We start from the raw sequence: 18844 nt of genomic DNA, 5'->3' as shown, positions 1-18844 counted from the left end.
GAGAATACAGCAGAGTAAGTAGATGGTTAAAAAGTACTAAATTGCTTGTATTAAAGCACTTGTATTTAAAGCACTTTGGCAATCGACTTAGCTAAGTAATCCACATTGTCTTCGCTTATGCCTGCAATGCTAATGCGGCTTGAGCCCACCATATAAATGCTAAATTCTTTCTGTAGACGCGCCACTTGCTCAGGATTAACCCCTAGGAAGGAGAACATGCCTTTTTGGCGAGCGATAAAGCTAAAGTCGCGCTCAACGCCATTAGCTTTTAGTTTTTCAACTAAAATCGCGCGGTTACCATTGATGCGATCGCGCATCACTTTGAGTTCATCAAGCCATTCTTGGGTTAATTCTTTTGATCCTAAAATCGTCTCAACAATCGCCGCGCCGTGGGCTGGCGGCATGGAGTAGAGGCAGCGAACCACATAAAGCAGTACAGATTGCGCGATATTGGCGGTATTGGCATCTTTGGCAATCACAGAGCAGGAACCAATACGCTCACGGTACAGGCCAAAGTTTTTCGAGCATGAGCTGCACAGGATCATATTATCGACCGCGGCAGCCATTTTACGCACGCCGTAGGCATCAATATCAACACCATCACCAAAACCTTGGTAAGCCATGTCGATAAGCGGGGTAAAACCTTGCTCTTTGGTGAGGGCAACCACTTTGTCCCATTGCTCAGTGGTTAAATCCATCCCACTTGGGTTATGGCAACAAGCGTGAAATAACACCACGTCATCAGGACTCACTTGCAATAATGCAGCAAGCATCTCATCAAATTTCAACGATTTACTATCGTAGTCATAATAGGGATAAGTTTTTACTGTGATCCCAGCAGCTTCGAATAAACCAGTATGGTTAGCCCATGTGGGATCGCTTACCCACAACACCGCATTAGGATTGCAGCGTTTAATAAAGTCACCAGCTACACGCAGGGCGCCCGTACCGCCGGGTGTAGAAACTGTACGAATACGGTTAGCGATAATCGCGCTATGATCACTGCCAAAGGCTAACTCTGTCATCAGGGTATTAAACTGAGGTGAGCCGGTTGGACCGATATAGACCTTTGTTGTCTCGGTTTCTAAACGAAATTTCTCGGCTTTTTTTACACAATTGAGAATGGGGGTGTTTCCCGCGGGGTCTTTATAAACACCGACACCTAAGTCTACTTTCTGTGGATGTGTGTCTTCGCGGTACTGGGTCAACAAGCCGAGGATCGGATCCGCAGGCATTGCGATGAGTGAGTTAAACATAGCTCCATCTACCTTTCTAGTTATTTAGCGACAGCATGAATTGCATAGGATATGCGTGATTTATCGTTTGAAACCTAGAATAACGTGGATAGATGAAACATTTAAAGTAAAAACTGTGATTTTAGGCCAATTAATCTGGCAAAAAAGTCTGCCAAAAAACTGTTTAGATCACAAATTTGCCAATCATATTTAATATTTTTGTTATTTTTAGACTGACTTGAGTAATTTTCCGGTTTAAAAAGCCATTTTTTAGTAAAAAACGGTTGAATCCTGCGTCACTATCGGTAATTTTATAACGACGAAGCACCAACAAGGCCCCCAATCTCCTTTTATTAGTAACGTAAACTTGACGTCATGTAGTGTGAAGTTGCCATTTTGCCAATTCAGTCCGCGTGATCCTATTGATCATGCCCAAAGAGAAAGAAGATTTATTCATGAAGCAATTACGTCTTGAACCTGTTGTGCAAGTCCGTGGTGAGATTAATATTCCCGGCTCGAAAAGTATTTCAAACCGTGCCTTGCTCTTGGCGACCTTAGCCCAAGGCACGACTAGGCTCACCAATTTGCTTGACTCAGATGATATTCGCCATATGCTGGCTTCCCTTAAGCAATTAGGGGTTGAGTATCGTTTATCCCATAACAATACCGTATGCGAGTTGAGCGGATTAGGGGGCGTGATGTCATCGGAGCAGGCGCAAACCCTATTTTTAGGAAATGCAGGCACGGCCATGCGTCCGCTATGCGCCGCTTTAACCTTAGGCCAAGGTGAGTTTACCTTAACTGGCGAGCCGCGCATGGAAGAGCGTCCAATAGGCGATTTGGTCAATGCCTTAAGACAACTAGGTGCCAATATTGTTTACCTTAAAAATGATGGTTTTCCGCCATTGACCATTAATGCGACTGGCCTAAATGGTGGCGATGTGGAAATTGCCGGGGACCTCTCAAGCCAATTTTTAACCGCGCTGTTAATGGTTGCGCCCCTCGCTAAGGGCAGCGTGAATATTCATGTTAAAGGTGAACTGGTTTCAAAGCCTTATATCGACATTACCCTAGCCCTGATGGCACAGTTTGGCGTTCAAGTGATTAACCATGACTATGCCCGCTTTGAGATCCCAGCCGGGCAGCAGTATGTGTCTCCGGGTAAAGTGTTAGTGGAAGGGGATGCCTCTTCTGCATCGTACTTTTTAGCGGCGGGAGCCATTAAAGGCGGTGAAGTAAAAGTCACTGGCGTTGGCCGTTTAAGCATTCAGGGCGATGTCAAATTTGCCGATGTGCTGGAAAAAATGGGCGCCGATATTGAGTGGGGCGATGATTACATTATTGCCCGCGGTGCACCGTTAACCGCGGTTGATTTAGATATGAACCATATTCCCGATGCGGCCATGACCATTGCAACGGCCGCCTTATTTGCGAAAGGCACAACTGTTATTCGCAATATCTACAACTGGCGCATCAAAGAGACTGACCGCTTAGCGGCGATGGCAACTGAGTTGCGTAAAGTTGGTGCGTTAGTGGAGGAGGGACATGATTACATTAAAATCACTCCGCCGGATGTACTCAATACTGCAGAGATTGACACCTATAACGACCACCGCATGGCCATGTGCTTCTCCATGTTAGCCTTTGCCGACTGCGGTATCACCATCAATGATCCCGATTGCACCTCAAAAACCTTCCCTGACTATTTTGTTCAATTCGCCAGCCTCAATGCCTAATGTTTTCTGATAACAGATTGGCATATGGGCATATCAAATAAAAGAAGCCGTATTTGAGCGGCTTCTAAACTTCATGAAAAATCCACGGATTTTATTTGGGTATTATTGTATAATGCGGCGCGCTCATTTTCGGGGCTCTACTTATGAACTCACGGATGATGATTATTTTTTGCGGAGGAATGTATGTCTGAACGGGCTCCTGTAGTCACAATCGACGGCCCAAGTGGTGCTGGTAAAGGAACAATTAGCCAATTACTGGCTAAGCATCTAGGATGGCAACTGCTTGATAGTGGTGCAATTTATCGAGTACTTGCGCTGGCTGCCATTCATCACGACGTAGAACTGGAAAATGAAGAATCCATCACATTGCTGGCTTCACACCTTGATGTGAAATTTTTGACAGGCAATGAAAAAGATCCAGTTCAAGTTATTCTAGAAGGTGAAGACGTCACCACTGCGATACGTACCCAAGAATGTTCTAATGCCGCCTCTAAAGTGGCTGCGTTTCCCCGAGTAAGGGAAGCCTTATTGCGTCGCCAACGTGCCTTTAGAACCGCTCCCGGATTGATTGCCGATGGTCGCGATATGGGGACGGTTGTTTTCCCAACCGCATCGGCTAAATTATATTTAACCGCATCTGCACAGGAGCGTGCCCAAAGACGCTATAATCAGTTGCAGGACAAGGGCTTCGATGTTAATATCGAGCGCCTTTTAGCTGAAATTATCGAGCGAGACGACCGCGATATGAATCGTCCAGTGGCACCATTGGTCCCGGCCGAGAATGCGCTCGTTATCGATACAAGCGATAAAGGTATTGATGAAGTACTTGAGCTCGCGCTCAACTACATCAACCAACAATTATCCAGCACTAACTAAATTATTGCTCGGATAGGTATTCGTATTAAGGATGATACGGATAATTTGACTGACTCCACGTCTAGGATTGACTGTGGTTTATTACATTAAAGTAACTTAAACATGACTGAATCTTTTGCTGATCTATTTGAACAATCCCTTCAAACTCTGGAATTCCGTCCAGGCTCTATCGTTCGTGGTACTGTAGTTGCTATCGAAAACGGTATGGTTTTGGTTGATGCAGGTCTGAAGTCTGAAAGCCCAATCCCAGCTGAACAATTCAAAAACGCTCAAGGCGTTTTAGAAATTGCTGTTGGTGATGAAGTTGACGTAGCTCTTGACTCTGTTGAAGACGGCTTCGGTGAGACTCAACTGTCTCGCGAAAAAGCGAAACGTCACGAAGCTTGGATCGTTCTGGAAAAAGCTTACGAAGATGCTGAAACTGTAATCGGTATCATCAATGGTAAAGTGAAAGGCGGTTTCACTGTTGAATTAAACGGTATCCGTGCCTTCTTACCAGGTTCTCTAGTTGACGTGCGCCCAGTTCGCGATACCGCTCACTTAGAGTACAAAGAATTAGAATTCAAAGTTATCAAACTAGACCAGAAGCGTAACAACGTTGTTGTTTCTCGTCGTGCAGTTATCGAATCAGAAAGCAGCGCTGAGCGTGATGCACTGTTAGAAAACCTGCAAGAAGGTCAAGCAGTTAAAGGTATCGTTAAGAACCTGACTGACTACGGTGCATTCGTAGATTTAGGTGGCGTTGACGGTCTGTTACATATCACTGATATGGCATGGAAACGCGTTAAGCACCCATCTGAAATCGTAAATGTTGGTGACGAAATCAACGTTAAAGTTCTGAAGTACGATCGTGAGCGCACTCGTGTATCTCTAGGTCTGAAACAACTTGGCGAAGATCCATGGTTAGAAATCAGCAAGCGCTATCCAGAAAACACTAAGTTAACTGGTCGCGTAACTAACCTGACTGACTACGGCTGTTTCGTTGAAATCGAAGAAGGCGTTGAAGGTTTAGTTCACGTTTCTGAAATGGATTGGACTAACAAGAACATCCACCCATCTAAAGTGGTTAACTTAGGTGATGAAGTTGAAGTTCTGGTTCTGGACATCGATGAAGAGCGTCGTCGTATTTCTCTAGGTCTGAAGCAATGTAAGACCAACCCATGGGATGACTTCGCAACTCGTTACAACAAAGGCGACAAGGTTTCTGGTAAGATCAAGTCAATCACTGACTTCGGTATCTTCATCGGTCTTGACGGCGGTATCGATGGTTTAGTTCACCTGTCTGACATTTCTTGGAACGGCACTGGCGAAGACGCAGTATCTGAGTACAAGAAAGGCGACGAAATCCACGCAGTGGTTCTGTCTGTTGACCCAGAGCGTGAGCGTATCAGCTTAGGTGTTAAACAAACTGAAGACGACCCATTCAACGCTTACTTAGCTGACAAGAAGAAAGGTACTATCGTACACGGTACTGTTTCTGCTGTTGATGCTAAAGGTGTGACTGTTGAACTGGCTGATACTGTTGAAGGTTACATCCGTGTAGCTGACATCAGCCGTGAGCGCATCGAAGATGCATCTACTGTTTACTCAGTAGGTGACGCAATCGAAGCTAAGTTCATGGGTGTTGACCGTAAGAACCGTTCTATCAGCCTGTCAATCAAAGCGAAAGACGAAGCTGAAGAAAAAGAAGTAATGGCGACCTTGAATAAACAAGAAGACGCTGTTATTAGTAATGCAATGGCTGAAGCGTTTAAAGCAGCTCGCAAATAATCGCCTGTTGTATGGGGAGATTTTCTCCCCATTAGGTGACTGTGTTTGGCTTGATAATAGGGGATAGCTAGGATGACAAAATCCGAACTGATCGAAAAACTCGCCACCAGGCAGTCGCAGCTGTCGGCGAAAGAGGTAGAAGGCGCAATCAAAGAGATGTTGGAGCAAATGGCAACGACATTAGAAAGCGGTGATCGTATTGAGATCCGTGGCTTTGGTAGTTTCTCGCTTCATTATCGTGCGCCGCGTACTGGCCGCAATCCAAAGACTGGTTCATCAGTCGAATTGGAAGGCAAATACGTCCCGCACTTTAAGCCAGGCAAAGAACTGCGCGAACGCGTTGACGCTGTCAATGTTTAATTGACCGCATTGCAAAAAGCCTCCGCAAGGGGGCTTTTTTATACCTAATGGAAGGCAAAGCTGGTCAGCTTAGTAAATTTCTTGGATAATCAGAAAATTGAAAGGCAGTTAGGGAGTCCGACGTGAAATCTTTTGTAGCGACAGTCCTTGTGGCACTGTTATTTATCGTGGCTTTAGTATTTGGCGCACGTAATGAACAAGTAGTGACAATCAGCTACTTTGTGGCTCAGGGTGAGTACCGTTTACCCGTCGTGTTAGCGGTGGTTTTCTTTACGGGCTTCATGCTCAGTTGGCTCGTGGCGAGCTATTATATTGTCAAACTCAAATTGGCTTTAGCGGCGACGAGAAAGAAATTAACGCTTCAAACCGCTAAAAAACCTCAAGGTGTAGACGCCTAATATGCTTGAGATCCTCTTCCTGTTGCTCCCAATAGCTGCCGGTTACGGTTGGTATATGGGACGACGGAGTATAAGGCAAAATCAGAGTAATCAGCGTAAACAATTAAGTCGTGATTATTTCACTGGCTTGAATTTCTTGTTGTCTAACGAGTCGGACAAAGCGGTCGACTTGTTTATCAGTATGCTTGATGTGGACGATGAAACCATCGATACCCATCTCTCCCTTGGTTCTTTATTCCGTAAGCGCGGTGAAGTTGACCGCTCGATTCGTATTCACCAAAACTTAATTGCCCGCCCAACATTGACCAATGAGCAGCGCGATATCGCCATGATGGAGCTGGGTAAAGACTATCTTGCAGCGGGATTTTATGATCGCGCCGAGGAAATTTTTCTAAATTTAGTCAGTCAAGATGACCATAGTGAAGAGTCAGAGACACAATTAATTGCGATTTACCAAGTGATTAAGGAATGGCAAAAGGCTATCGACATCACCAAACGTTTAAGCCGTAAACGTCAGCAGGTGCTCAAACCGATTACAGCACATTTTTATTGTCAGCTTGCCGATGAAGCCAGCGATGATGCAGAGAAGATCAAGTTACTGCAGCAAGCCTTAAAACAAGATCCTAAATGTGGCCGAGCTTTACTGACCCTTGCCAAGAAATTTCTCGATGCGAAGGATTACAGCCAGTGTAAATCTATGCTGATAGCCCTCAAAAAGGTCGATATTGAGCTTTTTGCCGATGCATTGCCGACAGCGAAACAAGTGTATCGCGATACCCAAGATAATGAGGGCTATCAAGAGTTATTGGCTGGTGCAATGGCGGAAGGCGCTGGCGCATCCGTAGTGGTGGCGCTTGCCCAACATATGATAAACCTTGATGAGCTAAAAGCCGCCGAAAACATGGTGCTAGATGCGCTTTATCGCCATCCTACTATGAAGGGATTTCAGCACTTAATGCAGATGCATCTTCGCCAAGCAGAAGAAGGGCAAGCCAAACAAAGTTTGACGATGCTAGAGCAACTTGTAGAACAACAAATTAAATTCCGTCCAAGCTACCGCTGTAAAGAATGTGGTTTCCCATCCCATACACTATATTGGCATTGTCCTTCTTGCAAAAAATGGGGCACCATTAAACGGATCCGAGGCTTGGACGGTGAATAACCTTTTGAAATATCTAGTTAGTGTAACCCTGTTGGAGAGATGATGACAACTAAACCTATCCTCGTAGCGCTTGATTACGATAATAAAAACCACGCTTTACAATTGATAGATCAACTCGATCCCAACATGTGTCGCCTGAAAGTCGGCAAAGAAATGTTTACCCTGTTTGGCCCGCAACTGGTGAAAGATATCCACGAACGTGGCTTTGATCTTTTCCTTGACTTAAAGTTTCACGATATTCCCAATACTGTTGCTAAAGCCGTAGCTGCAGCAGCGGAACTTGGGGTGTGGATGACAAACGTCCATGCCAGCGGCGGCCCGGCCATGATGGAAGCGGCAAAAAAGGCTTTGCAGCCTTACGGTAAAGAGGCGCCAATGCTGATTGCCGTGACGGTATTAACCTCAATGAGCGATGAAGACCTTAAATTGATAGGTATTGATGTGCCAGCATTTGAGCATGTTCAGCGTTTAGCTAAATTGACTAAACAGGCAGAACTTGATGGTGTTGTCTGTTCGGCCCAAGAGGCGAGCGTGCTTAAGTCATTATTAGGTCAAGACTTTAAATTGATTACCCCAGGCATTCGACCTGTCGGTAGTGATGTTGGTGACCAACACCGCGTGATGACGCCGCCAGAGGCGCTTGCCGCCGGTGCTGATTATTTAGTGATTGGTCGTCCGATCACTAAGGCGACAGATCCTCTGACTGCGCTGCAGGCGATTCATCAATCTTTGGTTTAGTGTACAGATTTGCACCATTTTTAGCTGTTAAGGATTACATTCGCGACTCACTTTAACCGTTCACGGAGAACGCCCATGCTCAATACTACGATGTGTAATTATCAAGGTAAGAATGTTGTCGTTGTCGGTGGTACCAGTGGTATAAATCTCGCAATCGCCATTGCGTTTGCACAAGCGGGTGCCAATGTGGCGGTGGCGAGTCGTAGCCAAGATAAGGTCGACGCCGCTGTGTTACAGCTTAAACAAGCGCATCCAGAGGGTATCCACCTTGGGGTGAGTTTTGATGTGAGAGACTTAGTCGCTGTTGAACAAGGTTTTGAGACGATAGCCTCTGAGTTTGGCTTTATTGATGTGTTAGTTAGCGGCGCTGCAGGAAACTTCCCTGCAACCGCCGCGAAACTTTCGGCAAATGGCTTTAAAGCGGTGATGGATATTGATTTGTTGGGCAGTTTCCAAGTGCTGAAAACGGCTTATCCTTTACTGCGTCGCCCACAGGGTAATATTATTCAAATTTCTGCGCCGCAGGCATCGATAGCGATGCCAATGCAGGCCCATGTGTGCGCTGCAAAAGCAGGAGTTGATATGCTAACACGCACATTAGCGATTGAATGGGGCTGTGAAGGAATTCGAATTAACTCCATTATTCCAGGCCCGATTACAGGCACAGAAGGCTTTAATCGTTTAGCGCCAAGTGCGGTCCTTCAGCAGCAAGTGGCACAATCTGTACCGTTAAAACGCAATGGCGAAGGGCAAGATATTGCCAACGCAGCGTTATTTTTAGGCTCTGAGCTGGCATCCTATATCACGGGAGTAGTTCTTCCCGTCGATGGTGGTTGGTCACTGGGCGGCGCCAGTATCGCGATGACAGCCTTAGGTGAATTAGCAGCAAAGGGCAGTAACTAAAATAGTTATAACTCATTTATTTAATAAAAAATCGGGTGAAAATCCATGGCGAATGCATTACAAGAGCAGCTACTGAAAGCTGGACTTGCCAGTAAACAAAAAGTGCGTGATGTGAAAACGCAAAAGCGTCGTGATAAAAAGGCGCGGGTTGACGATGGCTCAAGCGCGTTAAAACTCGAGATTGCCGAGCAAAAACGCTTACAAGCTGAAAAAGACAAAGCCCTCAATGAGCAACGCTTTGCAGAGGCAACTGCCCGTGGACAAGTGCGTGGATTAGTGAGTGAATTCACGCAATTTGCTATCAAGATCCCAAGTCATGCCGAGATCAAATTCAACTATACGCTCGACAATAAAATTTACTCTGTCTATATCGATGAGAAAATTCAATCCGAGTTGCTAAAAGGGCAATTAGGGATTGTTCGATACGAAGATAAGAGCTATCTAGTCCCCCATAAGCTTGCCGAACGTGTGAATCTATTGGTGCCACAATGGTGTGGCTATTTATGGCAGCAGGACGCGGGCAAGGCAGTAGAAGTCGAAGATGACCCTTACGCTGATTATGCGATCCCAGATGATTTAATGTGGTAATCAATACGTTAATCGTGAGCTAAGCCGACGACAACCTAGTTCAATTCTGGCTACACTACAACCCTTAAGGCAACTTAAGGGTTTTTTATTGCCTGTTCTTCAGTCTGACGCTGTGTGTCTATTTGCGCATTGTATCACGGTGAATTTGTAATGAGATTGTTTTCTGTATAGAACTGGTATAAATTAAAACAACTGTTTAAATCCTACGTTTAAGAGTCTCCCAATGAATCCTTACCAAGCCCCGTTAGCAGATATGCGTTTCTTACTGGAACAAGTTTTTGATGCCCCCAATACTTGGTCACAATTACCTGATATTGCAGAAATGGTTGATATGGATACGGCCAATGCAATCCTTGAAGAAGCGGCAAAAATCAGTGCTGAATTAATCCATCCGCTAAACCGAGCTGGTGATGAGCAAGGTGTTTTACATCAAGACAATCGCGTGATCACCCCCGATGGTTATAAAGCGGTTTATGATCAATATTCCCAGGGCGGGTGGGTCGGTTTATGTGGTGAGCCTGAGTTTGGTGGCATGGGCATGCCCAAAATGCTTGGTGTATTAGTGGATGAAATGGCTTATAGCGCCTGTAACGCGTTTACGCTTTATGGCTCGTTAACTGCGGGGGCCGCTTTATGTATCAATGCCCACGGCAGCGAAGTATTAAAACAAGCCTATTTACCTAAGTTATATTCCGGCGAATGGGCAGGAGCGATGGATATGACAGAGCCACAGGCTGGCTCTGATCTGCGTAATATTCGCACTCGCGCAGTCCCATTGGAGGATGGCAGTTATGCGATCAGTGGCAGCAAAATCTTTATCACTGGCGGTGATCACGATCTGACCGAAAACGTCATTCACTTAGTGCTGGCAAAATTGCCAGAAAGTAAAGGCATTTCACTGTTTCTCGTGCCCAAAATCACCGTTAAAGATGATGGCTGCTTAGGTGAGGCTAACGGTGTTAGCGTGGGGTCCATTGAGCACAAAATGGGCCTTAAGGGCTCTGCAACCTGCGTGATGAACTTTGATGAGGCAAAAGGTTATCTGATTGGTGAGCCAAATCGTGGCCTTGTCTGCATGTTCACAATGATGAACTACGAACGTTTAGCCATTGGTATTCAAGGGCTTGGCAGCGCACAAGCTGCATATCAAATGGCAGCCGATTATGCAAAAGAGCGTAATCAAGGCGTTGCCGCCGGTGGTTCGCCCACGGGGAGCGATTCTGATCCGATTATTGTCCATGGCGATGTACGCCGTATGTTACTGACAATCCGCGCAATGACAGAAGCGGGGCGCGCGTTGTCTGTATTTACTGGTAAGCAGCTCGATTTGGCTAAATATGCGCAAGATGACGTAAAAGCCAAAGCTGCCCGCTATGTTGGTTTATTAACGCCTGTCGCTAAAGCGTTTTTAACCGACCGTGGTTTAGATGCCACCATTATGGCGCAGCAAGTCTTTGGTGGGCATGGTTATATTCGCGAAACCGGCGTTGAGCAACTGGTACGTGATACCCGTATCGCGCAAATCTATGAAGGGACAAATGGTATTCAAGCCATTGATTTCCTTGGTAGAAAAGTCACGGGTGACAACTTGGCGACGCTAAAAGAGTTTGTGGCTGAATTAAAAGCAAAAATGCGTGAGTTCACGCAGGTCGATGGCGTAAAAGTTGCCGCCGTTTGTGCTCGTTTGGATGCCTTAGTCAATGTGGCCGAATCGATCAATGAGCAAAAACTGACACAACCAGCGTTAATCAATGCCTGTGCTGTCGACTTCTTAGATGCCTTTGGTTATAGCGTATATGGTTTTTATTGGCTAGCCATGTTGGATAAAGTCCCGAGTGCTGAGGATAAAAACTTCGCCGAGCAGAAAGCTTACCTTGCGAAATTCTATTTTGATAAGTTATTGCCTAAAGCGGACTATCATTTAGCACAAGTGCGTGCGGGTGATGCCAGCACGATGGCGATGCCAGCTGAATTATTCTAAGTTTGGATAAACGGCAGTAAAAGATAAAAAGCACTGACTTATCAGTGCTTTTTAGTTTAATCAGTTAATTTTTTAACCGTGTTAAGTTCTTTGACGGATGTTTGGCTAGTGTGTTTGCTGTTCAACAGTGGCCATTAGTCGAGTTAAAAAGTCCGCGCTAAACGCAGGTTTGCGTTGTTTTTTCGTTTCAGGGCTTATGCCATTCTCAAGTACGACAAATAAGATATCGCGCTGCTCTGGTATTCGAATAAAACCTGCTAAATTGGCAACCCCTTGCATTGAACCTGTTTTGGCAAAAACACGGTTTTTGAGTGGTGGTTGAGTGTAACCCCGTCGATATTTTAACGTACCGCTGACTCCCGCCTCGGGCAAACTATCAATCAAGCTGTGAAAGCGGGCATCTTGATACATGAGTGTAAGCACATCAGCTAATTGCCTAGCACTCAACAAGTTATAACGAGAAAGCCCTGAACCATCGACGATATTGGCATTGGTTAAGTCTATCCCTAACTCAGTCAGAATATGTCGCATGGCCGCCGCGCCATAGGCAAAATTCCCCTGAGTTTTATAATAGTCTTGCCCCACACGCTTAAACAAACTGTCAGCGATCAGGTTGTCCGACTTAAGTAACATTGTCTTTAATAGCTCGGTTAATGGCGCACTGCGATGGCTGGCAATAAGTTTTGCCTTATCAGGGAGTTCATGGCCAATTTTAACCTTGCCCGACAGGGAAATTTTTCCTTTTAGCGTCGCTGTTAAGGTGTCGATGGCAAATTTTTGCGGATCGCTAATTGCGATCGCGAGCGGTATGGCTTCACTGCCGGGATAACAGCCCCGTAGATGATATTGATTTTGGCTTAAGCGGACTAAATCAAGTTGGCAAAAATCATGATTCGCTTGAGGGGAAAAAATGGCATCACTGCTGACGTTAACACCATAACTTGTCGCGCTTAATGTTACCCGAGACGTTTGTTTTGCAGAGTTGGGCACAAACTGTCCATATACACAGTTTTGATTGATGATGTAACTCGACACTGGCGCTGCAAAACAAATGCCGAGATCGTCCCAAACCCAGCCTGGCGCTTGTAATTGTTCTTGTTTATCTCCAACAAGATATAAGTGCCCCTCAATTCGCTTTATGCCCAATTTTTGTAGCTGAGCGAATAAAGCTTTCAAATCCTCGTGGGTTAATGTGGGATCGCCACTAAAGCGTAAATATACACTGCCTTCAATATGTCCCTGGCGGATTGGGGTATCACTCCAAAGATCTGTCACATAGCTAAACTCTGGTCCAAGTGCTGCTAAGGCTGTGACAGCGGTAAGCACTTTTTGGGTACTGGCAGGGATAAATAAGGTATCGGCTTGCTGGCTGTAAAGCTGTTTGTCGTTCGACATATCATGGGCAAGTAGTGCAACTTGCGAATGAGACGGCGCGATATCACTCATTTGTTGGGCAAGCGTATTCTTACTATCCGCGGCAGCTGCCCACACATGACTTGGGAATAGGGCTGTTGCCACTACCGTTAGCAGTAAGCCCGTTGAACTCGCTAAGGTGAATACTCGGGAAAACGTTTCCATGTCTGTTGTTTATTAGCTCTCTTTGTTAGCGATCATGACTGCCGTCATCTTTTTCCATCAGACGATACAGCCTAAGGGTGACAAATAAAACCAACCCGATAAAAAGTGGCAAAATGAGTAATCCAAGTTGCGCTTTAAAATGAAAAATTCCCCAAGCTAAGGCTAAGGTAAGTGCAAGGGTAAACAGGATTTTTTTATTCATAAGTTTGTAGTGTTGACTGAAGACGTTTTAGTTTACGCTAAAACACTCAAGACAAGCACGCTTGCATCCGTAAGAACCAATATTTTGTGATTTAACCACCATTTTGTGATTACTGCTGTGATAGATACTTATGGCATAAAGAACAAAGGCTGAAGGACGCTTGCCACTGCATATGCATTTAGGCAGAATCAGTCTAATCTTGCACTTATCATTGGCAATCAATCGTTTCCGGTCAAATTACCAGCAAAATAGGCATTGCACCGCGCTCTTTTCATCGAAAAGTCTTGCCGAGTTGCAGTGAAGTCGGTAATTTCTACCCCCTACGATTTTAGGATCTCAGGTAACCACTAAAACCATGCCTCATATTAGTATGCGCGGCTTACCACAGGCAGTCGTTGCAGAGCTTAGCCAAACATTACTGCAGTCTTTGGCGGCTATATGTAAAGGTAAAGCAGAGAGTTTTACATTAGATTGGATACCCAGCATCAGTTACCGAAATGGTAGAATTGATCAGCGCTTTGTCCAAATCGAATTGCTCTGGTTTCCAGTAGACCCTGATATTCATCTTAAGGTAGAACAAACAATCAGGTTGGCAGTGACAGAGGCCTACCCAGAATTAACGCAGATAGCTGTGATGTTTTTGTCACTGACCCCAAGCGCTTCCTATCGGGGTGGTCAGCATGTTTAAAGGAGGATGCCTTGCTAGATAAGCTTGGTGGAATAGCCGTTCAACCCGAGGCTTTAACGTGGTTGCTTACGCCATGCCGATTTAAGGCAGAGTTACTCACTCGAATCGAAAATGCCAAGACCAGCATCTATATCGCTGCACTCTATTTAGAAGATGATGAAGCAGGGCGTGAAATTTTACAGGCCTTGATGACGGCGAAGGCTAATAACCCTGCGTTGGATATCATCATTCTGGTTGATTTTCACCGCGCTAGACGTGGCTTGATTGGCCATAAGGGCGATAGCGGTAATTATCTGATGTACCGCAAAGTCATGGCAGAAGCGAAGCATCCCATTGAGATTATGGGTGTGCCAGTCAAGTCACGTGAGTTTATGGGCGTATTGCATCTTAAAGGCTTTGTGATTGATGATGCAGTGATTTACAGCGGCGCAAGTCTTAATAACATCTATCTACAACAAAACGATAAATACCGTTTTGACCGCTACCATGTGATTGAGTCGGCAGAGCTTGCGCGCAGCATGCGGGCAATGATCCAGCGTTATATCATTGCCGATCCGGCGGTCACATCGCTCACTCAAGATGCGCAGCAGGAAGTGTTACCGCCTAAAACCGATGTGCGCAGCTTTAAATTACGTTTGTCACAGGCACAGTACGAGTTTAACGCAACTCGAACGGGTAATCGTGTGACGCCATTACTTGGCCTAGGCCGTAAACATAATCTATTGAATAAAACGGTTATTGCGATGGTTGAGGAGTCAAAAGACAGGCTCTTTATCTGCACGCCTTACTTTAATCCTCCGTATATTTTGGTCCGAGCTTTAGCTAAACACCTGCGCAAAGGCAAACGGATTGATATCGTCGTCGGGGATAAAACGGCGAATGACTTTTATATTCCGCCTGAGCAAGATTTTTCCACCATCGGTGCCTTGCCTTATTTGTATGAACAATCACTGCGTAAATTTGCGAAACGTCAGCAGTGGGCGATTGATAATGGCCAGCTCAATATTCACCTGTGGAAGCATGGGATCAACAGTTATCACCTCAAAGGCATCAGTGCTGATGGGCGTAAGCATTTGATCACAGGCTCGAATCTAAACCCTAGAGCATGGGCATTGGATCTTGAGAATGGCATACTGATCCACGATGAAACGGGTAGCTGGAAGGCGCAATTTGAGGCCGAGCAAGCTCATATCCTTGAACATACACAGAGGTTATATCACTACAGTCAAGTGGATACCTTGCAAAGCTATCCCGATCCCGTAAAGAAGATTATGAATCGTATTAGAAGGTTAAAAGCAGACTTTTTACTAAGACGTATCCTGTAATCGATAAGCATCGGATAAAACCAAAGCCCACATAAGTGGGCTTTGTTATTTTGATGGAGCAAACCTTAGGTCTTTTGCGGCAATAGCGTTTGATGGGTATCGTTTTGATCCCGCGCATAATGCAAGGCCACAATCACTAAAAGCACCATCACAGCGCTCAGTAAACCGATACTCAATTGACCGCCCATCGGCACGAGTGACATAGTTAATGCCGCCAGTCCTGCCCCAAAGTTTTGTAACCCACCCAGCAAAGCCCCCGCAATCCCTGCTTGACGCGGAAAAGGTTCTAACGCAGCCGAGGTTAATGTAGGGAATAGCATGCCCGCACCACTAAAAAACAGAATCGAACCAACCAATAAGCTCCAGCCAACAACCAGTTGAAAAAGCCCTGGGATCAACATAAACAGCGCACCAGCGCCGAGCAAAGCTACACCTTGGAATACCGAGCGTTGTGCTTGTTTTTGTCTACCCGCAATCAGTGCGCCGAGTAAATAGCCAGGGATAGGCGCCACAAAATAACAGCTCACCATAAAGGGCGTTAATTGCAGATATTGGCCATAGAGTACGCCCGCAATGGCTTCAAAGGCGGCAATGCCCGCAAAGGTGGCAATTAATGAAAATAGATATGCCCTAAAGCTGCGGTGGCGAAGCACATGCCGATAGGAGGCTAATACCGGCTGTTGTTCTCGTTTGTCTTTTGGTAAAGACTCTTTAAAACCAAAACAAAGCAGTAGCCAAACAAAGACGCCGAATCCAAATAAAACCCAATAAACGGCTTGCCAACCCAAGTAGGCCGATGCAAGGCTTCCTAAGAAGGGCGCGACCAAGGGAAGAAACACCACGGCCATGGACACATAACTGTTAAATTTTAATAAGTTATCACCAAAATAATGATCCCTCGGAATACTGCGGCACAGGGCGCCCGCACTGGCTGTACCTAGACCTTGAAGCAGACTTGCGCAAATTAACTGATTAAAGCTTGTGGCTTGTGTAGCCAGTAACGCGCCAATCATAAAGATCCCAATACCAATCAGCAGTGGGAGTTTACGGCCATATCGATCAGATAATGGGCCATAGATAAATTGAAATAAACCGTAGGCAAGTAGATAACAGGCCATGACTGCTTGTAGCTTGCTAGCATCAACGGCTAAGCCTTGGGCAATCAGCGGGAGTGCTGGCACAAAAATCGTTTGGGCCATTTGTCCGCAGGCGACCATAAAGACCAACATAAAGAGCAATCGAGTGGTACCTCCTGTTGATGGAGTCGACGCTTTTGGTGAGATTAAAGACGGTTTTTCGCCTGACATCATAATTCCGTAAAAAAAGCACAGTTGAACAATGGCGCGCATCTTACGCCCAAAATCCAGCAGTTCAAGGGCTAACCATCTTGATTTATCGGAATATTTTTTAATCCAATGCATAAGTTTTTCTATGCATTTATGACTGTAAAACTAAGCTTACACTTGGTTTTTGTCTTGTTAGTTAGGTTTGTAAATTGATATTGGTCATGTTCTTATGTCAACGAAATGAAGCTGTTTGTTAACATGGATTTTTAATGCTTAAAGAAAGATATTAGCGTTAGATGAATTGGACGGAGAGAAAAACCTCTCCATCTTGGCAACTGATGCACTGAACTGCAATATTAAGAGGCGATATCAGTTCGGGAGCTTTTCTAAGCCAGTTAATATCTGGTATCCCGCCTTCACCCGTGGCGGCACCGGATAATTTTTATTACTCAATAACACCATTGCCAGCTTTTTAGCTGGAATATAAGCCACATAGGCGGCAAAACCGCCAGTTGAGCCAGTCTTATTTATCCAGACATTTTGCTGTGGCGATTGGGGTGGTGTGATGGCTTTCACTGGCATGCTGCCAAACACCACTTCCTGAGTATGTCCAGCAAGGAGCTTATCAAGGCTAATCGGATAGGGATATTGCTCCCAAATCATCTCTTGAGTCATCGGGCCAACATCAAAATCAAACCGAAACTTGGACAAACCGAAACTGAAACCGAAACTTGAAACCGAAACTGGACACCCAGCCTTAATTGCGCGGTAGCTAACCTCCGACTATGCTTTGGCTAAGCATTAGACAAGGAGGTTTGTATGCCGCGCCCTCGCAGAACTCAGATAAGTCTTGAAGACACACCCTATTACCATTAAAACCGAAACTGGACACCCAGCCTTAATTGCGCGGTAGTTAACCTCCGACTATGCTTTGGTTAAGCATTGAACAAGGAGGTTTGTATGCCGCGTCCTCGCAGAACTCAGATAAGTCTTGAAGACACCCCCTATTACCATTGCTGTAGTCGCGTTGTTCGGCGCGCTTTTTTATGCGGCGATGATAGTTACTCAGGTAAAAACTATGACCATCGCCGCGCTTGGGTAGAATCGCTACTGTTTGAACTTGAGGCGGTTTTTGCTATTGATATCGCGGCCTTTGCGGTAATGTCGAATCATTTGCATGTGGTGTTACGGGTGGATATCGACCGTGCTAATCGTTGGACTGATCGCGAAGTGCTTGAGCAGTGGCATAAGCTATTTAAAGGCGATGAATTAACGCAAAAATTCGCTAAAGGTGAGTTGGTTGAACCTCACCAAGTCCTCAGGCTAAAGCATACAATAGCAATTTACCGTAGCCGTTTATGTGATATCAGTTGGTTCATGCGTTGCTTAAACGAACCGATAGCAAGACAAGCAAATCAAGAAGATAACTGTAGTGGTCGTTTCTGGGAAGGCCGCTTTAAGTCACAGGCTCTACTTGATGAAGCTGCGGTTTTAGCCTGTATGACCTATGTTGATTTGAATCCCATCAGAGCCAAAATGGCTAACACGCCAGAACAATCAGACCATACCAGCATTCAGCTACGCATTAGGGCTGCATTGAAAGGTGAACAGCCTAACAATTTACTGCCTTTCATTGGTAATGAACGCGATAACCAACCTAATGGAATCGCGTTTACGCTCAAGGATTATCTTGAGTTAGTTGAGGATACAGGGCGGATCATTCGCAATGATAAACGTGGAAGCATCAGTGAAAATAGCGGTAAGTTACTGACTAGATTAAATATCCCCCATGACAATTGGCTCAAGCTAACCACCGAGTTTGGCAAACTATTTCATGGCCCAGTCGGTACGTTGCAAGAACTGACCGATTACTGCGAGCATTTAGAGAAGCAACGACGGCACTTTGCTAAATGCTGTCGGTACCTTAACACTGGCTGATTTCAAGCCTGTTTCATTGCTCGTTCCTTCAAGACCGCCAACGAGGCAATGGGTTGGGCTTGTTTTACTAAAAATATCGG

General features: G+C 45.4%; 17 protein-coding genes and 1 pseudogene. 13 read left to right on the top strand and 5 right to left on the bottom strand.

The window, feature by feature from the left end; translation table 11 throughout:
- Positions 1–65: 65 nt before the first annotated feature.
- Complete coding sequence (locus H9J30_RS13660; protein ID WP_240131504.1) at positions 66–1256, bottom strand: amino acid aminotransferase; 1191 nt, start codon at positions 1254–1256, stop codon at positions 66–68.
- 434 nt (positions 1257–1690) lie between these two features.
- Between H9J30_RS13660 and aroA the strand changes: the two genes are divergently transcribed.
- The 10 genes from aroA to H9J30_RS13610 all read left to right on the top strand — a co-directional run bounded on the left by aroA (position 1691) and on the right by H9J30_RS13610 (position 11747).
- Positions 1691–2971: a 3-phosphoshikimate 1-carboxyvinyltransferase gene (gene aroA, locus H9J30_RS13655; protein ID WP_240131503.1), complete on the top strand. Its 1281-nt coding sequence runs from the start codon at positions 1691–1693 to the stop codon at positions 2969–2971.
- 183 nt (positions 2972–3154) lie between these two features.
- A complete protein-coding gene (gene cmk, locus H9J30_RS13650) occupies positions 3155–3847 on the top strand; it encodes a (d)CMP kinase (RefSeq protein WP_240131502.1) in 693 nt (230 codons plus the stop codon).
- Between the two features lie 102 nt (positions 3848–3949).
- Positions 3950–5617 (top strand): 30S ribosomal protein S1, encoded by a 1668-nt coding sequence (gene rpsA, locus H9J30_RS13645; RefSeq protein ID WP_011072381.1) that lies wholly within the window; start codon positions 3950–3952, stop codon positions 5615–5617.
- A 72-nt stretch (positions 5618–5689) separates the two neighbouring features.
- Entirely contained in the window at positions 5690–5977 is a 288-nt protein-coding gene (gene ihfB, locus H9J30_RS13640) for an integration host factor subunit beta (protein WP_011072380.1), read from the top strand.
- A 122-nt stretch (positions 5978–6099) separates the two neighbouring features.
- Entirely contained in the window at positions 6100–6375 is a 276-nt protein-coding gene (locus tag H9J30_RS13635; protein ID WP_240131501.1) for a LapA family protein, read from the top strand.
- A 1-nt stretch (position 6376) separates the two neighbouring features.
- On the top strand, positions 6377–7537 hold the full coding sequence (lapB, locus tag H9J30_RS13630; protein ID WP_240131500.1) for a lipopolysaccharide assembly protein LapB: 1161 nt from the start codon (positions 6377–6379) through the stop codon (positions 7535–7537).
- A 42-nt stretch (positions 7538–7579) separates the two neighbouring features.
- Positions 7580–8275: an orotidine-5'-phosphate decarboxylase gene (gene pyrF / locus H9J30_RS13625; protein WP_240131590.1), complete on the top strand. Its 696-nt coding sequence runs from the start codon at positions 7580–7582 to the stop codon at positions 8273–8275.
- Positions 8276–8350: 75 nt separating this feature from the next.
- Positions 8351–9178, top strand: a complete 828-nt coding sequence (locus tag H9J30_RS13620; protein ID WP_240131499.1) for an SDR family oxidoreductase — start codon at positions 8351–8353, stop codon at positions 9176–9178.
- A gap of 45 nt (positions 9179–9223) precedes the next feature.
- Positions 9224–9766 carry a DUF2058 domain-containing protein gene (locus H9J30_RS13615; RefSeq protein WP_037428086.1) on the top strand — a complete coding sequence of 181 codons (543 nt, stop codon included), beginning with the start codon at positions 9224–9226 and terminating at the stop codon, positions 9764–9766.
- 223 nt (positions 9767–9989) lie between these two features.
- Positions 9990–11747, top strand: a complete 1758-nt coding sequence (locus H9J30_RS13610) for an acyl-CoA dehydrogenase family protein (protein ID WP_240131498.1) — start codon at positions 9990–9992, stop codon at positions 11745–11747.
- Positions 11748–11852: 105 nt separating this feature from the next.
- Here H9J30_RS13610 and dacB read toward each other — a convergent pair whose 3' ends face one another.
- Together dacB and H9J30_RS13600 are read right to left on the bottom strand one after the other, a co-directional pair.
- On the bottom strand, positions 11853–13325 hold the full coding sequence (gene dacB, locus H9J30_RS13605; RefSeq protein WP_240131497.1) for a D-alanyl-D-alanine carboxypeptidase/D-alanyl-D-alanine endopeptidase: 1473 nt from the start codon (positions 13323–13325) through the stop codon (positions 11853–11855).
- A gap of 25 nt (positions 13326–13350) precedes the next feature.
- Entirely contained in the window at positions 13351–13527 is a 177-nt protein-coding gene (locus H9J30_RS13600) for a hypothetical protein (RefSeq protein ID WP_011072372.1), read from the bottom strand.
- Positions 13528–13882: 355 nt separating this feature from the next.
- Here H9J30_RS13600 and H9J30_RS13595 point away from each other — a divergent pair, with 355 nt between their 5' ends.
- Both H9J30_RS13595 and pssA read left to right on the top strand, forming a co-directional pair.
- On the top strand, positions 13883–14215 hold the full coding sequence (locus H9J30_RS13595; protein WP_011072371.1) for a DUF1904 domain-containing protein: 333 nt from the start codon (positions 13883–13885) through the stop codon (positions 14213–14215).
- Between the two features lie 11 nt (positions 14216–14226).
- Positions 14227–15540 carry a CDP-diacylglycerol--serine O-phosphatidyltransferase gene (gene pssA / locus H9J30_RS13590; protein WP_240131496.1) on the top strand — a complete coding sequence of 438 codons (1314 nt, stop codon included), beginning with the start codon at positions 14227–14229 and terminating at the stop codon, positions 15538–15540.
- A gap of 65 nt (positions 15541–15605) precedes the next feature.
- Here the strand turns inward: pssA and emrD are convergent, their stop codons facing one another.
- Complete coding sequence (emrD, locus tag H9J30_RS13585; RefSeq protein WP_427915918.1) at positions 15606–16850, bottom strand: multidrug efflux MFS transporter EmrD; 1245 nt, start codon at positions 16848–16850, stop codon at positions 15606–15608.
- Positions 16851–17195: 345 nt separating this feature from the next.
- Positions 17196–17366 (bottom strand): annotated as a pseudogene (locus H9J30_RS21760) (serine hydrolase); the annotation flags it as partial.
- 420 nt (positions 17367–17786) lie between these two features.
- Here H9J30_RS21760 and H9J30_RS13575 point away from each other — a divergent pair.
- Positions 17787–18764, top strand: coding sequence for a transposase (locus tag H9J30_RS13575; RefSeq protein ID WP_240131495.1), 978 nt, complete (start codon positions 17787–17789; stop codon positions 18762–18764).
- Positions 18765–18844 lie beyond the last annotated feature (80 nt).

It is taken from the genome of Shewanella cutis, from assembly GCF_022410515.1.
GTDB lineage: Bacteria > Pseudomonadota > Gammaproteobacteria > Enterobacterales > Shewanellaceae > Shewanella > Shewanella cutis.
The sequence above is the reverse complement of the archived record's forward strand: the minus strand, read 5'-3'. Positions and strand labels throughout refer to the sequence as shown.

What these genes read in the sequence shown, in the direction of transcription:
- H9J30_RS13660 (WP_240131504.1), bottom strand. Translation starts at nt 1,256, where the DNA reads ATGTTTAACTCACTCATCGCAATGCCTGCGGATCCGATCCTCGGCTTG.
- aroA (WP_240131503.1), top strand. Translation starts at nt 1,691, where the DNA reads ATGAAGCAATTACGTCTTGAACCTGTTGTGCAAGTCCGTGGTGAGATT.
- cmk (WP_240131502.1), top strand. Translation starts at nt 3,155, where the DNA reads ATGTCTGAACGGGCTCCTGTAGTCACAATCGACGGCCCAAGTGGTGCT.
- rpsA (WP_011072381.1), top strand. Translation starts at nt 3,950, where the DNA reads ATGACTGAATCTTTTGCTGATCTATTTGAACAATCCCTTCAAACTCTG.
- ihfB (WP_011072380.1), top strand. Translation starts at nt 5,690, where the DNA reads ATGACAAAATCCGAACTGATCGAAAAACTCGCCACCAGGCAGTCGCAG.
- lapB (WP_240131500.1), top strand. Translation starts at nt 6,377, where the DNA reads ATGCTTGAGATCCTCTTCCTGTTGCTCCCAATAGCTGCCGGTTACGGT.
- pyrF (WP_240131590.1), top strand. Translation starts at nt 7,580, where the DNA reads ATGACAACTAAACCTATCCTCGTAGCGCTTGATTACGATAATAAAAAC.
- H9J30_RS13620 (WP_240131499.1), top strand. Translation starts at nt 8,351, where the DNA reads ATGCTCAATACTACGATGTGTAATTATCAAGGTAAGAATGTTGTCGTT.
- H9J30_RS13615 (WP_037428086.1), top strand. Translation starts at nt 9,224, where the DNA reads ATGGCGAATGCATTACAAGAGCAGCTACTGAAAGCTGGACTTGCCAGT.
- H9J30_RS13610 (WP_240131498.1), top strand. Translation starts at nt 9,990, where the DNA reads ATGAATCCTTACCAAGCCCCGTTAGCAGATATGCGTTTCTTACTGGAA.
- dacB (WP_240131497.1), bottom strand. Translation starts at nt 13,325, where the DNA reads ATGGAAACGTTTTCCCGAGTATTCACCTTAGCGAGTTCAACGGGCTTA.
- H9J30_RS13600 (WP_011072372.1), bottom strand. Translation starts at nt 13,527, where the DNA reads ATGAATAAAAAAATCCTGTTTACCCTTGCACTTACCTTAGCCTTAGCT.
- H9J30_RS13595 (WP_011072371.1), top strand. Translation starts at nt 13,883, where the DNA reads ATGCCTCATATTAGTATGCGCGGCTTACCACAGGCAGTCGTTGCAGAG.
- emrD (WP_427915918.1), bottom strand. Translation starts at nt 16,850, where the DNA reads ATGATGTCAGGCGAAAAACCGTCTTTAATCTCACCAAAAGCGTCGACT.
- H9J30_RS13575 (WP_240131495.1), top strand. Translation starts at nt 17,787, where the DNA reads ATGCCGCGTCCTCGCAGAACTCAGATAAGTCTTGAAGACACCCCCTAT.